Origin of the sequence: Modicisalibacter coralii, from assembly GCF_004117855.1 — a bacterium.
Lineage (GTDB): Bacteria > Pseudomonadota > Gammaproteobacteria > Pseudomonadales > Halomonadaceae > Modicisalibacter > Modicisalibacter coralii.
The window spans coordinates 201,686-219,329 of record NZ_QWBW01000009.1; the positions used below are offsets into that span (position 1 = coordinate 201,686).

The 17,644-nt window shown below is 66.8% G+C and carries 19 protein-coding genes; 6 read left to right on the plus strand and 13 right to left on the minus strand.

Annotation, left to right across the window (positions count from 1 at the left end):
* Positions 1-15: 15 nt before the first annotated feature.
* Positions 16-897, plus strand: coding sequence for a DMT family transporter (locus D0901_RS05925; RefSeq protein ID WP_129139368.1), 882 nt, complete (start codon positions 16-18; stop codon positions 895-897).
* A gap of 7 nt (positions 898-904) precedes the next feature.
* Here the strand turns inward: D0901_RS05925 and D0901_RS05930 are convergent, their stop codons facing one another.
* Positions 905-1,126: a DUF3820 family protein gene (locus D0901_RS05930; protein ID WP_129139369.1), complete on the minus strand. Its 222-nt coding sequence runs from the start codon at positions 1,124-1,126 to the stop codon at positions 905-907.
* Between the two features lie 69 nt (positions 1,127-1,195).
* Complete coding sequence (locus tag D0901_RS05935; protein WP_129139370.1) at positions 1,196-2,185, minus strand: alpha/beta hydrolase; 990 nt, start codon at positions 2,183-2,185, stop codon at positions 1,196-1,198.
* A gap of 213 nt (positions 2,186-2,398) precedes the next feature.
* Here D0901_RS05935 and D0901_RS05940 point away from each other — a divergent pair, with 213 nt between their 5' ends.
* Positions 2,399-3,610, plus strand: a complete 1,212-nt coding sequence (locus tag D0901_RS05940; RefSeq protein ID WP_129139371.1) for a DUF1835 domain-containing protein — start codon at positions 2,399-2,401, stop codon at positions 3,608-3,610.
* Positions 3,611-3,868: 258 nt separating this feature from the next.
* Here the strand turns inward: D0901_RS05940 and D0901_RS05945 are convergent, their stop codons facing one another.
* The 4 genes from D0901_RS05945 to D0901_RS05960 all read right to left on the minus strand — a co-directional run bounded on the left by D0901_RS05945 (position 3,869) and on the right by D0901_RS05960 (position 7,769).
* Complete coding sequence (locus D0901_RS05945; protein ID WP_129139372.1) at positions 3,869-5,068, minus strand: MFS transporter; 1,200 nt, start codon at positions 5,066-5,068, stop codon at positions 3,869-3,871.
* 196 nt (positions 5,069-5,264) lie between these two features.
* Complete coding sequence (locus D0901_RS05950) at positions 5,265-5,984, minus strand: SDR family oxidoreductase (RefSeq protein ID WP_129139373.1); 720 nt, start codon at positions 5,982-5,984, stop codon at positions 5,265-5,267.
* Between the two features lie 241 nt (positions 5,985-6,225).
* A complete protein-coding gene (locus D0901_RS05955; RefSeq protein ID WP_129139374.1) occupies positions 6,226-6,888 on the minus strand; it encodes an NAD(P)-dependent oxidoreductase in 663 nt (220 codons plus the stop codon).
* A complete protein-coding gene (locus tag D0901_RS05960) occupies positions 6,885-7,769 on the minus strand; it encodes an EamA family transporter (RefSeq protein WP_129139375.1) in 885 nt (294 codons plus the stop codon). The genes D0901_RS05955 and D0901_RS05960 overlap by 4 nt, the downstream gene beginning before the upstream one ends.
* Before the next feature lie 77 nt (positions 7,770-7,846).
* Between D0901_RS05960 and D0901_RS05965 the strand changes: the two genes are divergently transcribed.
* The gene (locus D0901_RS05965; RefSeq protein ID WP_129139376.1) at positions 7,847-8,332 is read left to right on the plus strand and encodes a MarR family winged helix-turn-helix transcriptional regulator; all 486 of its coding nucleotides are present in this window, start codon (positions 7,847-7,849) and stop codon (positions 8,330-8,332) included.
* Positions 8,333-8,498: 166 nt separating this feature from the next.
* Here D0901_RS05965 and D0901_RS05970 read toward each other — a convergent pair whose 3' ends face one another.
* The 3 genes from D0901_RS05970 to D0901_RS05980 form a co-directional block, all read right to left on the minus strand.
* A complete protein-coding gene (locus D0901_RS05970) occupies positions 8,499-8,885 on the minus strand; it encodes an ester cyclase (protein WP_129139377.1) in 387 nt (128 codons plus the stop codon).
* A gap of 40 nt (positions 8,886-8,925) precedes the next feature.
* Entirely contained in the window at positions 8,926-9,318 is a 393-nt protein-coding gene (locus D0901_RS05975) for a nuclear transport factor 2 family protein (protein WP_129139378.1), read from the minus strand.
* A gap of 67 nt (positions 9,319-9,385) precedes the next feature.
* Complete coding sequence (locus D0901_RS05980) at positions 9,386-10,345, minus strand: LysR family transcriptional regulator (RefSeq protein WP_129139379.1); 960 nt, start codon at positions 10,343-10,345, stop codon at positions 9,386-9,388.
* A gap of 59 nt (positions 10,346-10,404) precedes the next feature.
* Between D0901_RS05980 and D0901_RS05985 the strand changes: the two genes are divergently transcribed.
* Complete coding sequence (locus D0901_RS05985) at positions 10,405-11,388, plus strand: aldo/keto reductase (RefSeq protein WP_129139380.1); 984 nt, start codon at positions 10,405-10,407, stop codon at positions 11,386-11,388.
* The gene (locus D0901_RS05990; RefSeq protein WP_129139381.1) at positions 11,385-11,774 is read left to right on the plus strand and encodes a carboxymuconolactone decarboxylase family protein; all 390 of its coding nucleotides are present in this window, start codon (positions 11,385-11,387) and stop codon (positions 11,772-11,774) included. The genes D0901_RS05985 and D0901_RS05990 overlap by 4 nt, the downstream gene beginning before the upstream one ends.
* A gap of 124 nt (positions 11,775-11,898) precedes the next feature.
* On the opposite strand, the gene D0901_RS05995 is transcribed toward D0901_RS05990, so the two are convergent.
* From D0901_RS05995 to D0901_RS06005, 3 genes are read right to left on the minus strand one after another with little or no spacing between them, the layout of a single operon-like run.
* Positions 11,899-13,374 carry a sodium:solute symporter family protein gene (locus D0901_RS05995; protein ID WP_129139382.1) on the minus strand — a complete coding sequence of 492 codons (1,476 nt, stop codon included), beginning with the start codon at positions 13,372-13,374 and terminating at the stop codon, positions 11,899-11,901.
* Positions 13,367-13,591 (minus strand): DUF3311 domain-containing protein, encoded by a 225-nt coding sequence (locus D0901_RS06000; protein ID WP_129139383.1) that lies wholly within the window; start codon positions 13,589-13,591, stop codon positions 13,367-13,369. The genes D0901_RS05995 and D0901_RS06000 overlap by 8 nt, the downstream gene beginning before the upstream one ends.
* 48 nt (positions 13,592-13,639) lie before the next feature.
* The gene (locus D0901_RS06005; protein WP_129139384.1) at positions 13,640-14,833 is read right to left on the minus strand and encodes a M20 aminoacylase family protein; all 1,194 of its coding nucleotides are present in this window, start codon (positions 14,831-14,833) and stop codon (positions 13,640-13,642) included.
* Between the two features lie 141 nt (positions 14,834-14,974).
* Here D0901_RS06005 and D0901_RS06010 point away from each other — a divergent pair, with 141 nt between their 5' ends.
* Complete coding sequence (locus D0901_RS06010; RefSeq protein ID WP_129139385.1) at positions 14,975-15,898, plus strand: LysR family transcriptional regulator; 924 nt, start codon at positions 14,975-14,977, stop codon at positions 15,896-15,898.
* A gap of 97 nt (positions 15,899-15,995) precedes the next feature.
* Here the strand turns inward: D0901_RS06010 and D0901_RS06015 are convergent, their stop codons facing one another.
* Entirely contained in the window at positions 15,996-17,294 is a 1,299-nt protein-coding gene (locus D0901_RS06015; RefSeq protein WP_129139386.1) for an MFS transporter, read from the minus strand.
* Between the last annotated feature and the right edge of the window lie 350 nt (positions 17,295-17,644).

A 17,644-nucleotide genomic window follows, 5' to 3' on the forward strand; every position in this document is an offset into this window, starting at 1 on the left:
AGCGAGGTGCCGGCGATGTCTCTCGAGGTACAGGATCACCGTCACGGCCTGCTGCTGGCCACGTTCGGCATACTGGTGCTGAGTGTCGACAGCCTGCTGGTGCGCCTGGCGGACAGCGACGGCTGGGACATCGTGTTCTGGCGGGGCAGCCTGATGGCGCTGTCCGTGGGGCTGCTCTATGGCCGTAGGCACCGTCTCGCCACGCTGCGGGGGCACGCAGGCGCCGCGCTGCTGTCGGCGTTGCTGCTGGCCGCGACGTCGACGCTGTTCGTCCTGGCGGTCATGCATACCCGGGTGGCCAATGTCGTGGTCATCCTCAGCACCGCGCCGCTGTTCGCCGCGCTGTTCACGCGGTTCTGCCTGCACGAGGCCGTCGCGGCGCGCACCTGGATGGCGATTGCCCTGGCGTCCCTGGGGCTGGTGATCGTCTTCGCCGGCTCGCTGCAGAGCGACGGGATGCTGGGCAATCTCTACGCGCTGGGCGCCTCGGCGGCCGTGGGCGGCAATCTCACCCTGCTGCGGCGCTTTCCCGTCATGGACCGGCTGCCGCTGATCGCGGTGGGCGGGCTCGTCTCGGCGGCGATCGCCTGGCCCATGGCGACCCCGCTGCGGCTCGACGCCGGCAGCTACGTCGTCCTCGCCGTCATGGGGCTGGTGCAGATGCCCCTGGCGACGGCGCTGATCAACAACGCCACGCGCTATCTGCCCTCCGCCGAAGTCGCGCTGTTCTACCTCGTCGAGGCGATACTCGGCACGCTTTGGGTGTGGTGGATCCTCGGCGAGCGCCCGCCCGGCGCCACCCTCTACGGCGGCACGCTGACCCTGGTCACGCTGGTCGCCAACGCCTGGCTGGGGCTGCGGGCTAGGGCGGCTACCAGCCCCGGTCGAGCGGGCTGAGCAGGCGTCACTCGGCGTGCCGTCGGCGCAACGGCTCGAGCAGGTCGCTCAGGCCGTTGTGGTCGATCTCGTGCATCAGTTCGAGCAACTGGCCGATCTCGCCGCGCGGAAAGCCCTCGCGGGCGAACCAGTTGAGATAGGGGCCGGGCAGGTCGGCGATCGGCCGACCCTCGTACTTGCCGAAGGGCATGCGGCGGGTGAGCAGTTTTTCCAGGTCTTCGGGTTTCACGCTGGCTCCTGTGTCGATCGCGCGATTATGCCATGCGGCTTCCGGTTGCCGTCCGGCGGGCTCCAGCGGTCATGGAACGGAAGGCTTGTCGTGCCGGTGAAGGTCCCGGGTGGCGTCGATCGCCGCGTCGATGGCACGGGGCTCGAGGACCAGGCCGACATGATCGATGCCGGGCAGCAGCTCGACCGGGGCCGCACTTCCCGCTTCCCGGAACACCGCGTCGAAGCGTTCGACGTGGAACACCGGGTCCTGCTCGCCGACCAGCACGTGCATCGGCCGCTGGACCGCGGCGATGGTCGCCCGGTAGTCGCGCTCCGGTCGGTAGTTCTGTGCCAGGTTGAAAGCGTACCAGGGCGTCAGGGCGGCCTTGGCCTCGTCGTTGAGGGCATAGCGAACCACCGGCAGGTGGTCGAAGGCGTGGATGCCGAGCCGGTTCAACAGCAGGATCGCCAGGTAGCGGGGGATGCCGACGCGCACCCAGCCGCCGCTGCCGTGGCGGTAGGTGGGGGCATCCTGGCCGATGAACGGCGCCAGCAGCAGGTAATGGTCGAACAGCCCCTGGTACCGGCCGCCGGCGACCCTGAGCGCGAAACCGCCGCCGGCGGAAAAGCCCACCAGCGTGGTCGGCGCGGCGGGAGTGACGGCCCGCATGAAGTCTTCCAGATCCTCTTCCAGTTGACCGACATGGTCGATCACGCCCCGGGTGCCGGAGCCGCCGTGGCCGCGCACATCCAGCGCGTAGGCGGCGTAGCCGGCATCGGCGTAGGCCCGGGCCAGCGGGTGCAGGCTCCAGCTGGTGGCCGAGGAACCGTGGAGCAGGACCACGCTGCCTCGCTGCGCCGTGGCGTGGGGCGGGTAATGGCGAAAGGCCAGTTGCGACCCGTCGCGCGCCGGGTAGTGGCTGGGCGCCGGCAGGTCGCTGTCGTCCAGCGCCTTGAAGGGTTCGGTGATGCCCTTGGCCACGGGCGGGCTGGACGGCCCGCCGAAGAGAAGGGCCAGCACCACGGCAACGGGCAGGCCGATGACGATCAGGAGTACGGCAATGAGGAGGAGTTTCATCGGCTTCTCGTGTTGGCGACGTGCTGCCAGCCTAGCGCTTCCCGGCGGTGGCTGGCGAGCCGCGAGATTGACACGGGCCTGCGCTGCGGTAGGCTGATTCCAGCGCCGCAAGGCGTCCCCGTCCGCGGAAAGGGCTGCGCCCATCGCCACCATCGATGCCATCCATACGACTCCCGGCCTGTCCGGCGGACGCAGGCGCATGGAGGGAATCGTATGACCCCGTCCAGCCGGCCCGACGCCATCTCCCATGGCCGCCTCAACCTCGAACAGCAGCGCAAGCGTGCCAAGGAATTGCTCAAGGCGGTTCGGGCGAACGAGCCCCACGCCCTGGCGCGTGTCCTCGACCATCTGCCGCCGCGTCAGACGCCTCTCAAGCTGGCCGACGCCCAGTTCGTCATCGCCCGGGAAAGGGGTTTTGCCAGTTGGGCCCGGTTGAAGGCACACATCGGCGCGCTCGATGCCGCGAAGGCGCAGCTCGCCGAGCGGGGCGACCGCGACCTGGCCACGCTGCACATCCGCTGCGGCAACGATATCGAACACAGCCTGCGCACGGCGGGCTTCGTCGGCGACTTCCTGGAATTTTCCGACCCGTTCTGCCTCGGGCCGCTGGCCGATCTGCCGCCGGACGCACTGATGCGGTTGCGGGCCCGCTTTCTGGCCGGCGCCTTCGCCATGACCGAGGCGGATGCCCTGGGGCGCCTGCGCGCCAGCTACGAACGGCTGGAGAGCCTCGAACGCTATCAACGCATCGTGCTGTGGTTCGAGCACGACAGCTACGATCAGCTCCTGCTGGCCTACCTGCTGCACCGCTTGAATCGGCAGCGTCCCGAGGCACGCGTCGAGCTGATCGCGGTGGACAGCATCCCCGGTGTGGCGCGTTTCATCGGTATCGGCCAGCTCGCCCCCGATCTGCTCGCCTGGCTGTGGCGGCAGCGCCGCCCGGTGCAGGCCCCGCTGCTGGAACTCGGCACGCGTGCCTGGGGTGCGCTGGTCGCCGACCGGCCCGACCCGCTCGAGGCCCTGGTCGCCACCGGCACGCCGGCGCTACCGATGATGGGGCGGGCGCTCGCCCGGCACCTTCGGGAACTGCCCGAGCCGACGACGGGGCTCGGGCTGACCGAGCGGCTCACGCTGGAGAGCGTCCGCGACCATGGCCCGTTGACGGTCGGCCAGGCGTTTTCGCGCTTGATGCGCGAGTCCGAACCGCTGCCCTACCTGGGCGACCTGATGTTCTGGTGGCAGATCCAGGCGCTGATCGAGGCGCCACGGCCGCTGCTCGCGATCACCGACACCGACTGCGAATGGCCCCAGCGGACGCTCGCCCTGACGACGCTGGGCAGGGAAGTGCTGGCCGGCCGGCGCAACTGGCTGGATTTCGTGACGACGGCCCGCTGGGTCGGGGGCATCCGTATCGCGCCGCATTGAGGGGTGTGCCCGGCGGGCTATGTCAGAGGATGGCGGCCGGCTCCACGGCTGTCTCTGAATAGGGGGGCCTTGCTGTCCAATTTTCACGGGTGTCCATGAAAAATGGACATATTGAATTATTGGACATCAGAAGGCGCTGGAACGGGAAATCGCCGAGACGGCGACCCACGGCCGGCGTCTTACACGACGCGGGCCCCGAACGAGACGGCATGAGTGGATGGACAGGACGGATTGGTGGTCGTGTCGCCAGCCAGCCACTCATGACCGTGCCGTGCTGTGAAGGCGCCAGTCCTCGCTGGACAGGGAGTCGCCGGGCGACAGGCGCGGGACCATGACCATCTGCACCAGGATGCCCACCAGCATGATGCCCCAGGCCAGGGTCAGATCATCGAAGGCGTCGCGCAGCAGACCGGCCAGGAACGGCATGACGCTGGCGATGATGTACCCGCCGCCCTGGACGAAGCCCAGCAGGGCGCCCGCCTGGCGCGCCGCCTGCAGATGGTCGACGGCGATGATCAATGACATCGGGAACAGCCCGCCGATGCCCAGGCCGAGCAGCAACAGGGCCGGGAGGGCGAGCGGTTGCGGCGCGACGATCAGGCTCAGCAGACCCAGCGCGATGACCACGAGGATGACGTAGAACACCGGGCGGCGGTCCGGGAAGCGGTCAACGACCGACGAGAGGCCGACGGCGGCGACGACCTGAGCCAGGGTCAACCCGCCCAGCAGGAAGCCACTGGCCGTCTCCGACCATCCCAACTGGACATAAAAGGGCGGCAGCCAGGCCAGCACCAGGGTGTAGGCGGCGGTACCGATGCCGAAGAACAGCATCAGGTACCAGGCGCGCGGTGACGCCATCGGCAGGCCCGGCCCACCGCCGGCGTCGGCCCCCGGCCGTGGCGTGCCGACCCGGCGCCAGCCGAGCAGGGCCAGAATGGCGAAGGCCGCCCATACCGATAGTGCCACGGGCCAGCCCTGCATCGCCGACAACGGGGCGACCAGCGACGAGGACACCATGGCGCCGGCCATGATGCCGACCGTGTAAAGGGCCATTAGCTGGCCGGCCTTGGCGCCGTGGTCCCGCTTGATCATCCCGGGCAGGGTCGCCTGGATGACGGCGATACCGATGCCGCCCGCCGCGGCGGTGGCGATCAGGCCCGCCTCGCCGTGGAAGGGCAGGCGCGCCAGGGTCGCCGCACCCACCATCACCAGGCCGTACTGCACCGTCTTCTCGACGCCCAGAACGCGCTGCAGCATGCCGCCCAGCAAGGCAAACAGTCCCATGGCCAGCACTGGCAGCGTGGTCAACAGCCCGGCGGTGGTATCGCCGATGCCGGTCGCTGCCTGAACGCTGGCGAGGATGGGGCCGACGGCCGCCATGATGGGACGGAGGTTCAGCCCCACCAGCACGACGGTGAGTGCAACCAGCGCATGGCGCCCGGCGTTGGCATTCGACATGGCGTCCTCCAGGGGGTCGATGTTCGGCTAGATTCTCGATATAAAGTATCTTTACGTCAAGGTATGTGCCCGACAATCGATGTGCATCGAGGGGCTACCGCATGGGCGCACGGCCGATTGCCTCGACGCTGGAAAGCGCGCGCAGCGGTGCGAGGAGGCTGTCTACGCTATCTCGTCGCCGTCGGCGCCGACACGCTCAGGAGCGTCCGCCCAGACTGCCGCCGCCATCCACATCGATGACCTGGCCGGTGACGAAGCTCGCCGCGTCCGACATCAGAAAGCCGACGACAGCCGCGATTTCCTCGGGAGAGCCGAGCCGGCGCATGGGAATGGTCGCGATGACCTCCCGCTCCGCCTGGCTCCCGGCGGGGCGCGCCTGATGGAAGAGTTCTGTGGCGGTAGGGCCCGGGGCGACCGCGTTGGCGGTAATCCCATGTTCGGCGAACTCCAGGGCCCAGCTTTTCGTGCAGCCCGCCAGCGCGCTCTTGGCGGCGGCATACGCCGTGCGGTTCCTGGCGCCGTGAATGGCCCGGCTGCAGATGTTGACGATGCGACCGAAGCGTCTCTCTCGCATGCCAGCGATCAACGCCTGGACGATCTGTATGGCGGTGCGCACGTTCAGGTCGTGGACGCTCTGCAGGGTGGCCAGATCGAGCGACTCCAGTGGCTGGGGAGAGGCGATGCCGACATTGTTCACGATGCCATCTATCGCGTAGTCGGCCCTGACGTGCTCCAGCAGGTCCTGCGTGGTATCGATCCGGGAGAGATCGCCGCTCAGCAGGGTGCCCGGGAAGTTGGCTGCGTCGCCCTGGCGTGCCACCCCGACGATCCGGTGCCCCTGATCGGCCAATGTCTTCGCAATGGCCCATCCGATCCCCCGCGACGCGCCGGTGACGAGAAAGGTTCGGGGTTGCATGGGACGGTTCTCCATTTGAGAGGGTGTTTACAAAATGCCTGCGCTCGACAATACGGCGTTAAAATCGGCCTCGCGCGCGAGCCCGGTCAAAATACTCATTTACCCCGTGTAAACTCCGTTTTTTCGGCCGATTTTGCCTTGTCTTGCCTTCGCTCGCCGACTTTGTAAATACCCTCTGAGGTCCGGGATAACGCGATGTGACGTTATCGTGTTCGATAAGGGGGCAGCCCTAATGTTCCGGCTAGTTCGGTACTCGTTGCCACCCCACCGTCAGCCGCCGGGGGTGCCGATCGTGTCCCGTCTCGACCAGATCCAGCATCGCCGAGGCGAAGTCGGCATACGAAATCCGCGAGATACCTTCCGCGTCGCTGACCAGGGTATCCGTGCCCCACTGGTAATCGCCCGTGCCCGGGCCATGTACCAGCATCGCCGGTGGCCGCAGGCAGTACCAGCGGGCATCGGGAGTGACGTCGAGCAGGGCGTCCTGTGCGGCGCAGGCCTCGGCGATGGGGCGCACCGCCTCGGGCAGGAATCCCGGTGTGTTCAGCACACTGGCGGGTTCGCCGGCGCGCAGCTTTAGAGTCGCCGCGCCGCCGGTGACGAAGACTGGAACGTCGGCGCTCGCCGCCCCGGAGAGCACGGCGCGAGTGAGGGCGACGAGCTGCATTTCCGCCCCCGTCGCCGGCCGCAGGGTGCTGATGGCGGCGTCGTGTCCCGGTATCAGCCGTCGTGCCGCGTCGGGGTCGGCCATCAGGTCCGCCGCCTGGCGTGTCAGGGAGCCTTCCAGTTCCTCGAGGCGTCGCCGTGAGCGTGCCACCGCCGTGATGGTGTGACCACGCCGCCGGGCTTGTGCCACCACGTGATGCCCGATCTCGCCGGTCGCGCCGAATACGATGATCTTCATGCCTTGTCTCCTGCCAACGAAGGGGTTGTGAGGGGCTTGCGAGCGGCGCGCTGACCGAGCCATACGCTGGCGATCACGATGAGCGCGCCCAGTGCCTGCGTGGTGCTGAAGGTTTCGCCGAGCACCAGCCAGCCCAGCGCCACCGCGGTGAGCGGACTCAGGAAGCCGAATGCGGTGACGGTGGCGGGCCCCAGCCGGGCGATGCCCCGGAACCACAGGTAGTAGGTGAGTGCCGAGCCGATCAGGCCGAGCCACGCCAGGCCGACGAGATTGCTGGCCGACGGCAGGGGAAACGCCGGTTCCACGACACGTGCCAGCGGTAACAGCAGCAGGCCCCCGGCGACGAGCTGCCAGGCCGTGACGGTCAGCGGCGAGGCCGGGGGCTGCCAGTGACGGGTCAGCACCGTGCCGGCGCCCATCGACAGGGCGCCGAGCAACGCCGCGCCAACGCCGATGGGATCGAGCCGGGTACTGGGTTCCATGATCAGCAGCGCCACGCCGAGGATGCCGGCGACGGCGGCGGCCAGACCGCCGGCGCGGATGGGGGTGGCCAGCACGAGTCGCGAAAGCACCAGCACGATGAGCGGCTGAATGGCACCGAGCGTCGCCGCGGTACCGCCCGGCAGCCGGTAGGCGGCGACGAACAGGGCCGCCCAGAACACCGTGAAGTTCAGCGCGCCGAGCAGGACGATCCGCCCGAGCCAGCGGGCCGGTGGCAGCTCGCGAACGATCAGCAGCAGGAGCAGGCCGGCGGGAAGCGCCCGCAGCATTCCCACCGTGAGCGGGTACCCCTGGGGCAGCAGCTCCGTGGTGACGAGGTAGGTGCTTCCCCAGACCGCCGGCGCGGCGGCGGTGAGCAAGAGATCCCGGGTGTGTGACATGGCGGCCTCCAATAGTTTGACGTCAAGATAAACCAATAAATCTTGATGTCAAACTATTGGCCGGTTAGCCTGACGGCATGGATCAAGTCGAACGTATTCTCGCGCAGTGGCGCGCCGAGCGCCCGGACCTCGACGTTGCCCCGATGGGGACCATCGGCCGCGTGAAGCGCCTCAACGTGCATCTTTCCCAGGGGATGGAGCGCGTGATAACGGCTCACGGGCTCACGGCGGCCGGTTTCGACGTGCTCGCCACGCTCCGGCGTGCCGGGCCGCCCCATGCGCTCAGCCCGTCCGCGCTGATTGCCTGGACGATGGTCACCTCGGGGACGATGACCAACCGCATCGACCGGCTGGAGGAGGCCGGTCTCGTCACCCGGCGCCGTGACCCCGACGACGGGCGCGGCTCGGTGGTGGCGCTGACGGACGCGGGGTTCGCGCTGATCGATCAGGTGGTGGGCGAACACGTCGCCAACCAGCACCGCTTGACCGAGGCGCTGAGCGACGACGAGCGGGCGAGGCTGGATGAGTTGCTTGGCAAGTGGCTGGCTTCGTTCGAGGATTAAGAGGATGTTTACAAAATGCCTGCGCTCGACAATACGGCGTTAAAATCGGCCTCAAAATGCTCATTTACCCCGTGTAAACTGGAGCGCCAGCCCGGTCCGTTTTTCGGTCGATTTTGCCTTGTCTTGCCTTCGCTCGCCTAATTTGTAAGCACCCTCTAGGCCGTTGTCACAACTGCGCTTCGACCGCCGCCTTGTCGATCACCGACCACACGCCAACGATCTTGGCGTCGAGGTACGCGTAGAACACGTTCTCGGCGAACGTCACCCGGCGGCCATTGACGGGCAGACCGAGAAACTTCCCCCTTGGCGTGCAATCGAACCGGAGCCGGCTGGCTACGTGGGGCGGGTCGGCCGTCAGCAGTTCGATGGCGAAGTGCAGGTCCGGAATTGCCAGATAGTCCTGCTCGAGCATTTCGCGATAGCCCGCCAGCCCGAGTCGGCGGCCGTTGTGTTCCACATCGTCGTGGACGAAGCGGCCCAGGCTCGACCAGTCCTGCGCATTCAGGCAGTCGATGTAGCCGCGATAGAGGTTGGCGAGATCGTCTCGAGTCATGGGCGCATCCTGTGCCATCGTTCACCAAGGTGATTCTTCGTCAGTTCGTACATTGCCGGAATGCCTCGGTCGCCGTGCCTTGATGAAAGCGGATCCGCCAGCCGCGTGCACTGTGTATCCATAGCGACGAGCGTAGTGTGTGGGCGGATAAATTGCCTTCGTCATCGGCCTGTGCCGCCCGGTAGGTCAGCAGCGCAATATCCTCCGCCAGGCGAGCGATCTCGTAACCTTCCGACCAGATGGTGTCCGCGCGGCGTTCGACAGGCAGCCACTCGAGGATGTCGGCCTTCGTGAGCCGGGCACCCGATTTCCCGAATTCCAGGAATTCATCATCGAGCAGTTCATCCAGCCGGTCACGATCCGAGCGCGTGAGCGGCTGGTGAAGCGCGACTTCGAGATGGCGCAGATGCTGCAACAGTTCGCTGTCGTTCATGGAACCTCCGCAGAGCCTGGGACACTGGCCGCGCGATCACTCCGTGAGTCTGACCACCTGCCTGGTATCACGGCCCGCTAGTTGGTGGCGGTGATACGGGGCCGCCGAGCAACGCCGCGTGCTGGATGACCCGTTCGCTGAGGAAGTCCGCGAGGGCGCGGACGCGCGGCGAGCGGGTCAGGTCGGTCTGGATCACCAGATAGATGGGCTGCTCGACCTCGATGGCCGGGTCGATGCAGACCAGGCCGGCCTCCCGCGCGGTGAAGTGGGGCAGCACGGCAAGCCCCAGCCCCTGGGCGGCGGCCTCGACCTGGGTTCGCAGCGACGTCGTCGTCAGCGCGGGGCGGCGCCCTTGCAGGGTCCGCTCCATCCAGCGCGCGGCGGGCAGGTGAGCGTAGGCGTCATCCCAGGCGATGAACCGGTCGGCGTCGTAGCCGTTTTCCGGGACGCCTCGGCGCCCGGCGGCGTAGGCCGGGCTCGCGTAGAGGCCATAGCCCAGCGTCGCCAGGCGGCGCAGCGAGACATGGCCGCGTTCCGGCCTGACCATGCGGATGGCCAGATCCGCGTCGCGGCGGTGCAGGTTGGCCGTGGCGATGTCCGTGACGAGTTCCACCGTCAACGCGGGATGGCGCTCCCGAAAGTCCGCCAGCGCCGGCAGGATCAAGCCGGTCGCCAGGTTTTCGGCCGTCGCCAGCCTGACCGTGCCGGCAATCGCCTCGTGGTCGCCGCCGTCCGCGGTAAAGGCATGCGCCGCCGCCTCCAGCGCTTCGGCCTTGTCGACGAGACGCTCGCCGTCCTCGGTGAGCCGGTAGCCCGACTGCTGGCGCGTGAACAGGGCCCTGTTCAGGGCCGCCTCGAGACGTTCGATGCGCCGGGACAGCGTGGCGACACCCACGCCGAGGCTGTGCGCCGCGCCACTCAGGGTGCCGCTGCGAACGACCGCCAGAAAGGCGCGCGCATCGTTCCAGTCGACGTCCCGTGACGCTGGCTTTCCGTGAGTGGAAATCCCCTTTCCGGCATCGTGCATGTTGGGTGTCCCGACATCGTGCAATTCTGATCCGCGAGCATGACACGAGGATTCTGGAAATGGAAAAACGCACACTGGGCGCCGATCTGTCGGTGTCGGCCATCGGCCTGGGCTGCATGGGGATGAGTGAGTTCTACGGCGCACGGGACGATAGCGAGTCCCTGCGAGTGCTGGACAGGGCGGTCGAGCGGGGTATCGACTTTTTCGATACAGCGGACATGTATGGCCCGCATCACAATGAAACCCTGATCGGCGAGTTCCTGGCACGCACGTCCCGCGAGGTAACGATCGCGACGAAGTTCGGGATCGTGCGCAACCCCGGCGAATACCGGCGCAGCCTGGACAACAGCGCCCGGTACGCGCGGGAATGCTGCGAGGCCTCCCTGCGTCGGCTCGGGGTCGAGCGCATCGATCTCTACTACGTTCACCGGATCGACCCCACTCGACCCATCGAGGAAACCATCGGCGGACTGGTCGAGTTGATCGAGGCCGGCAAGATCGCCCGCATCGGACTCTGCGAGGTGAGCGCCGAGACCCTGCGGCGCGCCCATGCCGTGCATCCCATCACCGCCGTGCAGACGGAATATTCGCTGTGGACGCGCGACGTGGAGGACGCGGTGCTGCCCACCTGCCGGGAACTGGGCATCGGCTTCGTGCCGTACTCCCCGCTGGGGCGCGGTTTCCTGACCGGGCGCTTCCAGGACACCGATCAGTTCGGAGAAGGGGACTCCCGCGCCCATCTGCCGCGCTTCGCGGAAGGGGCGATCGAACATAACCGGCGTATCGCCGATGTGATCGCCGAGATGGCGGCGGCGAAAGGCTGCACATCGGCCCAGCTATCGCTGGCCTGGCTGCTGGCCAAGGGCGATGACATCGTGCCGATCCCCGGGACCAAGCGCCTGCGCTACCTCGACGAGAACGCCGCCGCCGTGGACATTGCGCTGACCCGGGCCGAATGCCAGCAACTGGAAGCGGCCACGGCCCGGATACCGGTGGCCGGCGAGCGCTACACGGCGGAAGGCATGAAGGGGGTGAATGCATGAGTGGCGCACGGACTAATCGGCGCCAGGAGGCAATGGCCCTGCTCGAGCGCCTGGAGCCCGAGGCGCCGGGGCGGGTCGCCGACAACCTCGACGACTTCCACCCGCAGGCCCTGGAAACGCTGCTGGGGTTCGCCTTTGCCGATGTGGTCTCCCGCGAGGGGATCGACCTCAAGACGCGTGAAATGCTGACGGTCGCCATGCTCGGCGCCATGGGCAACGCCCCCGGCCAACTGGAATTTCACCTGCGCGCGGCGATGAACACCGGCGTCACCCGGGAGGAAATCGTCGAGATCGTCCTGCAGATCGCGGTGTATGCGGGAATACCCGCCGCCATGAACGCGATGAGCGCCGCCAAGGCGGCGTTCCGGGCACGGGAGGGTGCGTGAGGGGCTTGCCGAGTGCGGTGTTGGTCGGGCTTGTCGCGTGCCGCGCTCCCGGGAGTCGTGATTCCTGAACGGAAAAAGAAAACGGCCCGGCGCGATGCCGGGCCTTGCTTTGCTGGACAAGGGCTCAGGCGCGAGTTGTCAGGGCCTCCGCCGGCGTATGGCTGGAAGCTTGGCGCGCGGTCAGGCTCATGGCGACGAAAATCGCCGCGTTGACCAGCAGGCCGCAGAAGCCAGCATTCCAGCCGAAGGGTGCATTGCCGCCGAACTGGAAGAAGAGAGTGAGGCCGGCGCCGACAGCCAGGCCGGTGAAGGCGGCGCTGCGTGACGCCCGGTGCCAGAACAGCGCGCCGAGCAGCATCGGCAGCAGCTGGACGACGATACCGTAGGCCCCCAGCAGCAGGGCCACCAGCGAGCCTGGATTGGCCAGCGCCAGTAGATAGGCGGCCAGTGAGATGACGATCACTCCCAGACGCGTCAGCTTCAGGGCGCGCTGATCAGGCAACTGGCGCCAAGCGGGCAGATGCTGGCCGATATCGCGCACCAGAATGGTGGCGGATGTGTGGGCCAGGTTAGCGGCCGTGGACATGGCGGCGGCCAACGCGCCAGACAAGGCGAGCCCGATCAGCCAGGCCGGGAAGTCGGCCATACCCACCACCAGACTCAGCAGTACCTGATCCGGTGAATCGAGCGGGTTGTCCTTGAGCACCACGATGCCGGCGAATCCAATGATCAGCAGTGGCACCAGCAGGTAGCTGTAGAGCGGGTAGAGCACGAACACTCGCTTGAGGGTTCGTTCGCTCCGGGCGCTGTAGAACTTCATGAAGATATGCGGCCACATCACGCAGCCCAGGGCGCTGATCAGGATGGCGGTAGAAAAGGCGCCCCAGCCCATGCCTTGGCTGCCGGGCATGGTCAGGTACTCGGGTGCCTGGCGCTGGATCTCTCGGAACATCTCGCCCACACCACCAAAGAACTGGTCGGCGGTGGTCAATCCCAGGACCCAAGCGATGACGATCATCATCACACCCTGCAACAGGTTGGTCCAGCCGATGCCCTGCAAGCCGCTGGCGTAGACATAGGCAGCGACCACGCCGCAGGCCACCAGGCTGCCCAGCCAGAAGGGAATGGTGCCCGAGGTGGCGGCCTCGAACAGCATGCCGGCGCCGGCGATCTGGATCGTCAGGTAGGGAATCATGGCCAGAACGCTGATGATGCCGATCAGCAGCCCCAGAACGTTACCGCGGGTGGGGTAGCAGGCGGACAGGAACTCGGCCTGGGTCAGGAAGCCATGTCGGCGTCCGAGCCGAGAGATGAGTGGCGCGATTACCCACCAGACCAGTACTGCCAGAGCCAGGTAGGCGATGATGTAGAGCGCCGGGGCGCCCTTGCTATAGGCCCAGCCGGGGGCACCCAGGAAGGCGAAGGCGGAGAAGATCTCCGCGCCGAGAATGAAGAACAGCACCAACAGGCCCATGTGTCGGCCCCCGGCGACATAGCCCTCCAGCGAAGAACTCTGGCCGCGCCGGGCCCGCAGGCCCACAAGCAGCACGATCAGCAGGTAGCCGAAGGTCATGACGGTGATCAGCAGCGAATCATTCATCGTCGACCTCCTCGGCGCTGTCGCGGCGATAGCAGATCACCAAGCCGACGAACATGGCGAAGACCCAGGCGATGTACCAGAACATGAAGAAGGGCAGGCCCATCACCATGGGCTCGATGCGATTGGCGAGCAGTGCGCCGGGCCAGATCATGGCCAGGGCGCAGAGCAGGAAAAAGACGCGCATTCCCCGGGAGGGAAGCGTGGATTTCGTGGTCATTTGAGGCCTCTTTGTTGTGGTGTTGGTTGGGCGTGGATTGGGCAGGGATCAGCCCTGGCGCAGCGCGCCGAGCCCGATGGCGGCCAGCAGGCGGCAGCCGACGGGAATGACGTCGTCGTTGAAGTCGAAGCGGGCATTGTGCAGTGGCGGCGTGTCATCGCCTTCGGCGGTGCCGAGGAAGAAATAGGCGCCGGGACAGCGCTGCAGCATGAACGAAAAATCCTCGCCGCCCAGGCTCGGCTGGACATCGCGCACCAGGGCCTGCTCGCCGAGCAGGTTGGCGACGCTCGCCTCGACATGGCGAGTCGCTTCGGCGTCGTTGAGCGTGGCGGGGAAGATGCGCTGGTAGTCCACTGCGATCTCGCTGCCATGTGCCGCCGCGATACCATCGCAGATCCGGCGCACGGCCTGTTCGATACGGTCCTGGGTGGCAGTGTCGAGGGTACGCACTGTGCCACTGAGGCGCACCTCGTCGGGGATGATGGCGAAGCCATCCAGATCGCCGCCCTGCAAGCCACAGAGGCTGAGCGCGGCCGGGGCGAGAGGATCAGCGTCGCGCGAGACCACGCTGTGCAGGGCCTGAATAAGGGCGCCGGTAGTACGCACCGGGTCGACGGCCAGATGCGGATTGACGCCGCCATGGCCGCCCTTGCCACGCACGGTGATATCCAGCCGATCGGTGGCGGCCATGATGGCACCACTGCGTACCGCCACACGACCAGACGGCAGGGCTGGCCAGTTGTGCAGGGCGTAGATGGCATCCATCGGGAAGCGTTCGAACAGACCATCCTCGACCATGGCGCGCCCGCCACCCAGTCCCTCCTCGGCGGGCTGGAAGACCAGATACAGGGTGCCGGCGAACTCGCGGTGCGCGGCCAGGTAGGTGGCCACGCCGAGCAACATGGTGGTGTGGCCATCATGGCCGCAGGCATGCATCACACCAGGATTCGTCGAGGCGTGCTGATGCTCGCCGAGCTCCTGGATAGGCAGGGCGTCCATGTCGGCCCGCAAGCCGATGCGACGGCCGTTGTCGGGGAGCAGGCCCGTCACGGTGGCGACGATGCCGGTGCCGCCGATGCCGCTCTCGAAAGGGATGTTCAGGCGCGTCAGTTCCGTGGCCACACGCTCGGCGGTGGCATGTTCCTGGAAACCCAGTTCCGGACGGCGGTGCAAGTCGTGACGCAGCCTGGTAAGCGCCGCATGGTGGTGGTCGAAGAACGTAGGATCGATGAAGTCAGTCATGGTTGTCGTTTGTAGTGGATGGATGACTTTGGCCATCGTGGTTGCTCGACTGGCTATAGGTAAAATAGTTTTATTAGGTGTTTTCCATACTAAAATTGGATGAAAGGTGCGTGAGCGATCACGTGGTCGCCAAGGGATGCCATGGACTTCAAACAGTTACGTTATTTCGTCACGGTGGTGGAAGAGGGGTCCATATCGGCGGCTGCCAAGAGCATTCCCCTGGCACAGCCAGCCCTGTCGCGGCAACTGCAACTACTGGAGGAGAGTGTGGGGGCGCCGTTGCTGATGCGTTCGCGACATGGGGTCCGCCTTACAGCTGCAGGCGAGGCCTTCCACGATGAGGTGCGGCGGTTGCTGGGCGAGTTCGAGCAGGCCAAACGCAATGCCCGCCGGATCGCGGATGGTCAGCTCGGCCAGCTACGTCTGGGAGTGACCGTCATGCATCTGTGGGTGCCCCAGATCGTGCGACTACTCAACGACTTCCGTCTGCGCCATCCCGAGGTGACGCTCAGGGTGATGTCGCTGCTCTCGGCGCCGCAGATCGAGGGCATTCGCGAGCAACGGCTCGATGCCGGGATGCTGTTCTTCCCGCCGGAGGATGACGATGAACTTTGCAGACACTGTCTCTACGAGGATCGCCTGGTCCTGGTGACCAGCGCCGGATCGTCCCTGGCCGAGAGCCCACCAAGCCGTCTGGCGGACCTCAACGGCGAGGACTTCATCTGGTTCGAGCGCAGCGACACGCCCACCTATCACGACAAGCTGATCCATGCCTTCCAGCGGCGTGGTTTCACGCCCCACGTGGTTCAGGAGGGGACGGACAACGCCACCATGCTGTGTCTGGTGGCGGCCGGCATGGGGTGCACCATCCTGCCGGAGATGACAATGGCCGGGGCGCCGGAGGGCGTGGTCAGTCATCGCCTGGACGATCTGGATCTGGTCCTGCCGCTGATGCTGGTGTGGCGGCGAGATGCCAGTCTGTCGGCGGTACATCGATTGATCGAGCTGGCCGAGTCGCGTTCGCTGGCACCGCCGACGAGCGAGGAAGTCTTCCCTTCCCTTTAAGACGTGAGGCGTCCCGGGATGTCAGCCGAGTGGGGGCATGGGGCGGCAGACGCCGATAAAAAGACGCCAGCGATGCCGGCAGGTGACGGCACCAACCTTATGAGCGTTCCGTTGGCGTTTCCGCCTCGTCCTCGGCGGGGTCCTCCAGCGGCTCGCCTTCCTCATTCTGGAGCTGGCTGTCGTAGGCCGCCTGAAGACCGGTTTCCTCCCTGGTCTCCTCCTCGGTTTCCTCATCGTCGCTCTGGGCGATGGCGCCCGGATAGAAGGGCGACAGAATGGACACCAGGATGCCCAGCGCGGCGAACATCGCGAAGGCATCGGCATAGCCGAAAGCATTCACCAGCCCGCCGACGGCCGGCGAGCCGGAGGCCTGGCCGAGCGATACCGCCATGAAGGGCAGCACGGGCCCCGCCGACAGCCGGCCCGGCAACAAGCGGATGCCGGTCATCAGATAGAGCCCCGTCAGGCTCATGTAGGCCAGGCCGAAGACCAGCGCGGAAAACGTCGCCAGCAGCGGCTGGCTCGGGCTCGCCGCGAGCAGGGCCAGGCTTGCGGCCAGCATCATCAGCATCAGCGCCTGGGTGATGGGCGGGTTGTTGCGATCGGCCAGGTCGGCGACCACGGCACCGCCGAGGCCGGCGACGCCCACCGCCAGCCAGAGCCACCCGGTGGTAGCGGGCGAGAGCTTGCCGAGGTTGACCACCAGATCGGGGGCGAAGATCCAGTAGGCGGAGGACACGAAGCCCATCACGTAGGCAAACAGGGTGAGCCGGCACAGACGCGACCAGGGCAGCTCGCGGAGCGGGGCCGGTGGCGCGGCGTTGGCCGGCACGATCCGCGCGACCGAGGGCAGGATGAACCAGGCGCCGATCACGCCGAGGACGGCCAGCACGGTGAACGACAGATAGGCGATGCGCCAGGCATCGGCCAGGAACAGCACCGTGGGTACGGCGACGATCACGCCGATACTGGTCCCCGCGTTCATCACCGAACTGACGCGGCCGTGCATCGAGCGCTTCACCAGCGCCTGCATGGCCGCCGTGAGTGCCGGCATCATCAGGCCGGTGCAGATGCCGCACGCGAACACCCCGGCGCCGAGCTGCCAGGCGTTGGGGGCCTGGCTGATCAGTCCCAGGCCACCGACGCCGAAGGCGCCGGACAGCACCGCCGCGTAGCGGGCACCCAGATAATCGGTGGCGAGCGGCGCGATCGCCGTGGCGAACAGGAAACTGATCAGCGGCAGCGCGCCGATGATGCCGATGACATAGGGCGAAAGATCCAGCGCGGTGCGGATCTGGGGCACAAAAAGGCCGAACGCGAAGCGCGCGAGCCCGTAACTGATGGCGATCAGTGCGGCGCCGAACAGCGCGAACTGGGTACTCGACAGGGATCTCATGGCGCCTCCATGCGGCAAGAGTCGTGGATGTCGGTCCGTTCCGCGTTCAGGCGGTTTGCCCGTGGCTGGGCGAAATCCATGTCCGTCGTCATCGCCATGCGGTCCCCGCCTGACAGGAACGAAAGTGTCGACGAAGGCCTGCCGAGCCATCCAGGGAGCGGGATACCGCGCTACCAGGAACCTGGGCCAAGGCGCCGCACCGCGAGGTGCCGTCGATGTGAGTCCAGGGCGGTTCGTTGGCACACCGTGGACTGGCTCGAAAAGCCTAGGAGTTCCACCGACCCCCTTCAAGCCGGCTGTCGGTATGCGCACATGGCGCTACGTTTTCGACAGAGATGGCGCCCTTTCAT

Excerpts from the sequence above, each read along its gene's own strand:
- D0901_RS05925 (WP_129139368.1), top strand. The coding sequence starts at position 16 with ATGTCTCTCGAGGTACAGGATCACCGTCACGGCCTGCTGCTGGCCACG.
- D0901_RS05935 (WP_129139370.1), bottom strand. The coding sequence starts at position 2,185 with ATGAAACTCCTCCTCATTGCCGTACTCCTGATCGTCATCGGCCTGCCC.
- D0901_RS05940 (WP_129139371.1), top strand. The coding sequence starts at position 2,399 with ATGACCCCGTCCAGCCGGCCCGACGCCATCTCCCATGGCCGCCTCAAC.
- D0901_RS05945 (WP_129139372.1), bottom strand. The coding sequence starts at position 5,068 with ATGTCGAATGCCAACGCCGGGCGCCATGCGCTGGTTGCACTCACCGTC.
- D0901_RS05950 (WP_129139373.1), bottom strand. The coding sequence starts at position 5,984 with ATGCAACCCCGAACCTTTCTCGTCACCGGCGCGTCGCGGGGGATCGGA.
- D0901_RS05955 (WP_129139374.1), bottom strand. The coding sequence starts at position 6,888 with ATGAAGATCATCGTATTCGGCGCGACCGGCGAGATCGGGCATCACGTG.
- D0901_RS05960 (WP_129139375.1), bottom strand. The coding sequence starts at position 7,769 with ATGTCACACACCCGGGATCTCTTGCTCACCGCCGCCGCGCCGGCGGTC.
- D0901_RS05965 (WP_129139376.1), top strand. The coding sequence starts at position 7,847 with ATGGATCAAGTCGAACGTATTCTCGCGCAGTGGCGCGCCGAGCGCCCG.
- D0901_RS05970 (WP_129139377.1), bottom strand. The coding sequence starts at position 8,885 with ATGACTCGAGACGATCTCGCCAACCTCTATCGCGGCTACATCGACTGC.
- D0901_RS05975 (WP_129139378.1), bottom strand. The coding sequence starts at position 9,318 with ATGAACGACAGCGAACTGTTGCAGCATCTGCGCCATCTCGAAGTCGCG.
- D0901_RS05980 (WP_129139379.1), bottom strand. The coding sequence starts at position 10,345 with ATGCACGATGCCGGAAAGGGGATTTCCACTCACGGAAAGCCAGCGTCA.
- D0901_RS05985 (WP_129139380.1), top strand. The coding sequence starts at position 10,405 with ATGGAAAAACGCACACTGGGCGCCGATCTGTCGGTGTCGGCCATCGGC.
- D0901_RS05990 (WP_129139381.1), top strand. The coding sequence starts at position 11,385 with ATGAGTGGCGCACGGACTAATCGGCGCCAGGAGGCAATGGCCCTGCTC.
- D0901_RS05995 (WP_129139382.1), bottom strand. The coding sequence starts at position 13,374 with ATGAATGATTCGCTGCTGATCACCGTCATGACCTTCGGCTACCTGCTG.
- D0901_RS06000 (WP_129139383.1), bottom strand. The coding sequence starts at position 13,591 with ATGACCACGAAATCCACGCTTCCCTCCCGGGGAATGCGCGTCTTTTTC.
- D0901_RS06005 (WP_129139384.1), bottom strand. The coding sequence starts at position 14,833 with ATGACTGACTTCATCGATCCTACGTTCTTCGACCACCACCATGCGGCG.
- D0901_RS06010 (WP_129139385.1), top strand. The coding sequence starts at position 14,975 with ATGGACTTCAAACAGTTACGTTATTTCGTCACGGTGGTGGAAGAGGGG.
- D0901_RS06015 (WP_129139386.1), bottom strand. The coding sequence starts at position 17,294 with ATGAGATCCCTGTCGAGTACCCAGTTCGCGCTGTTCGGCGCCGCACTG.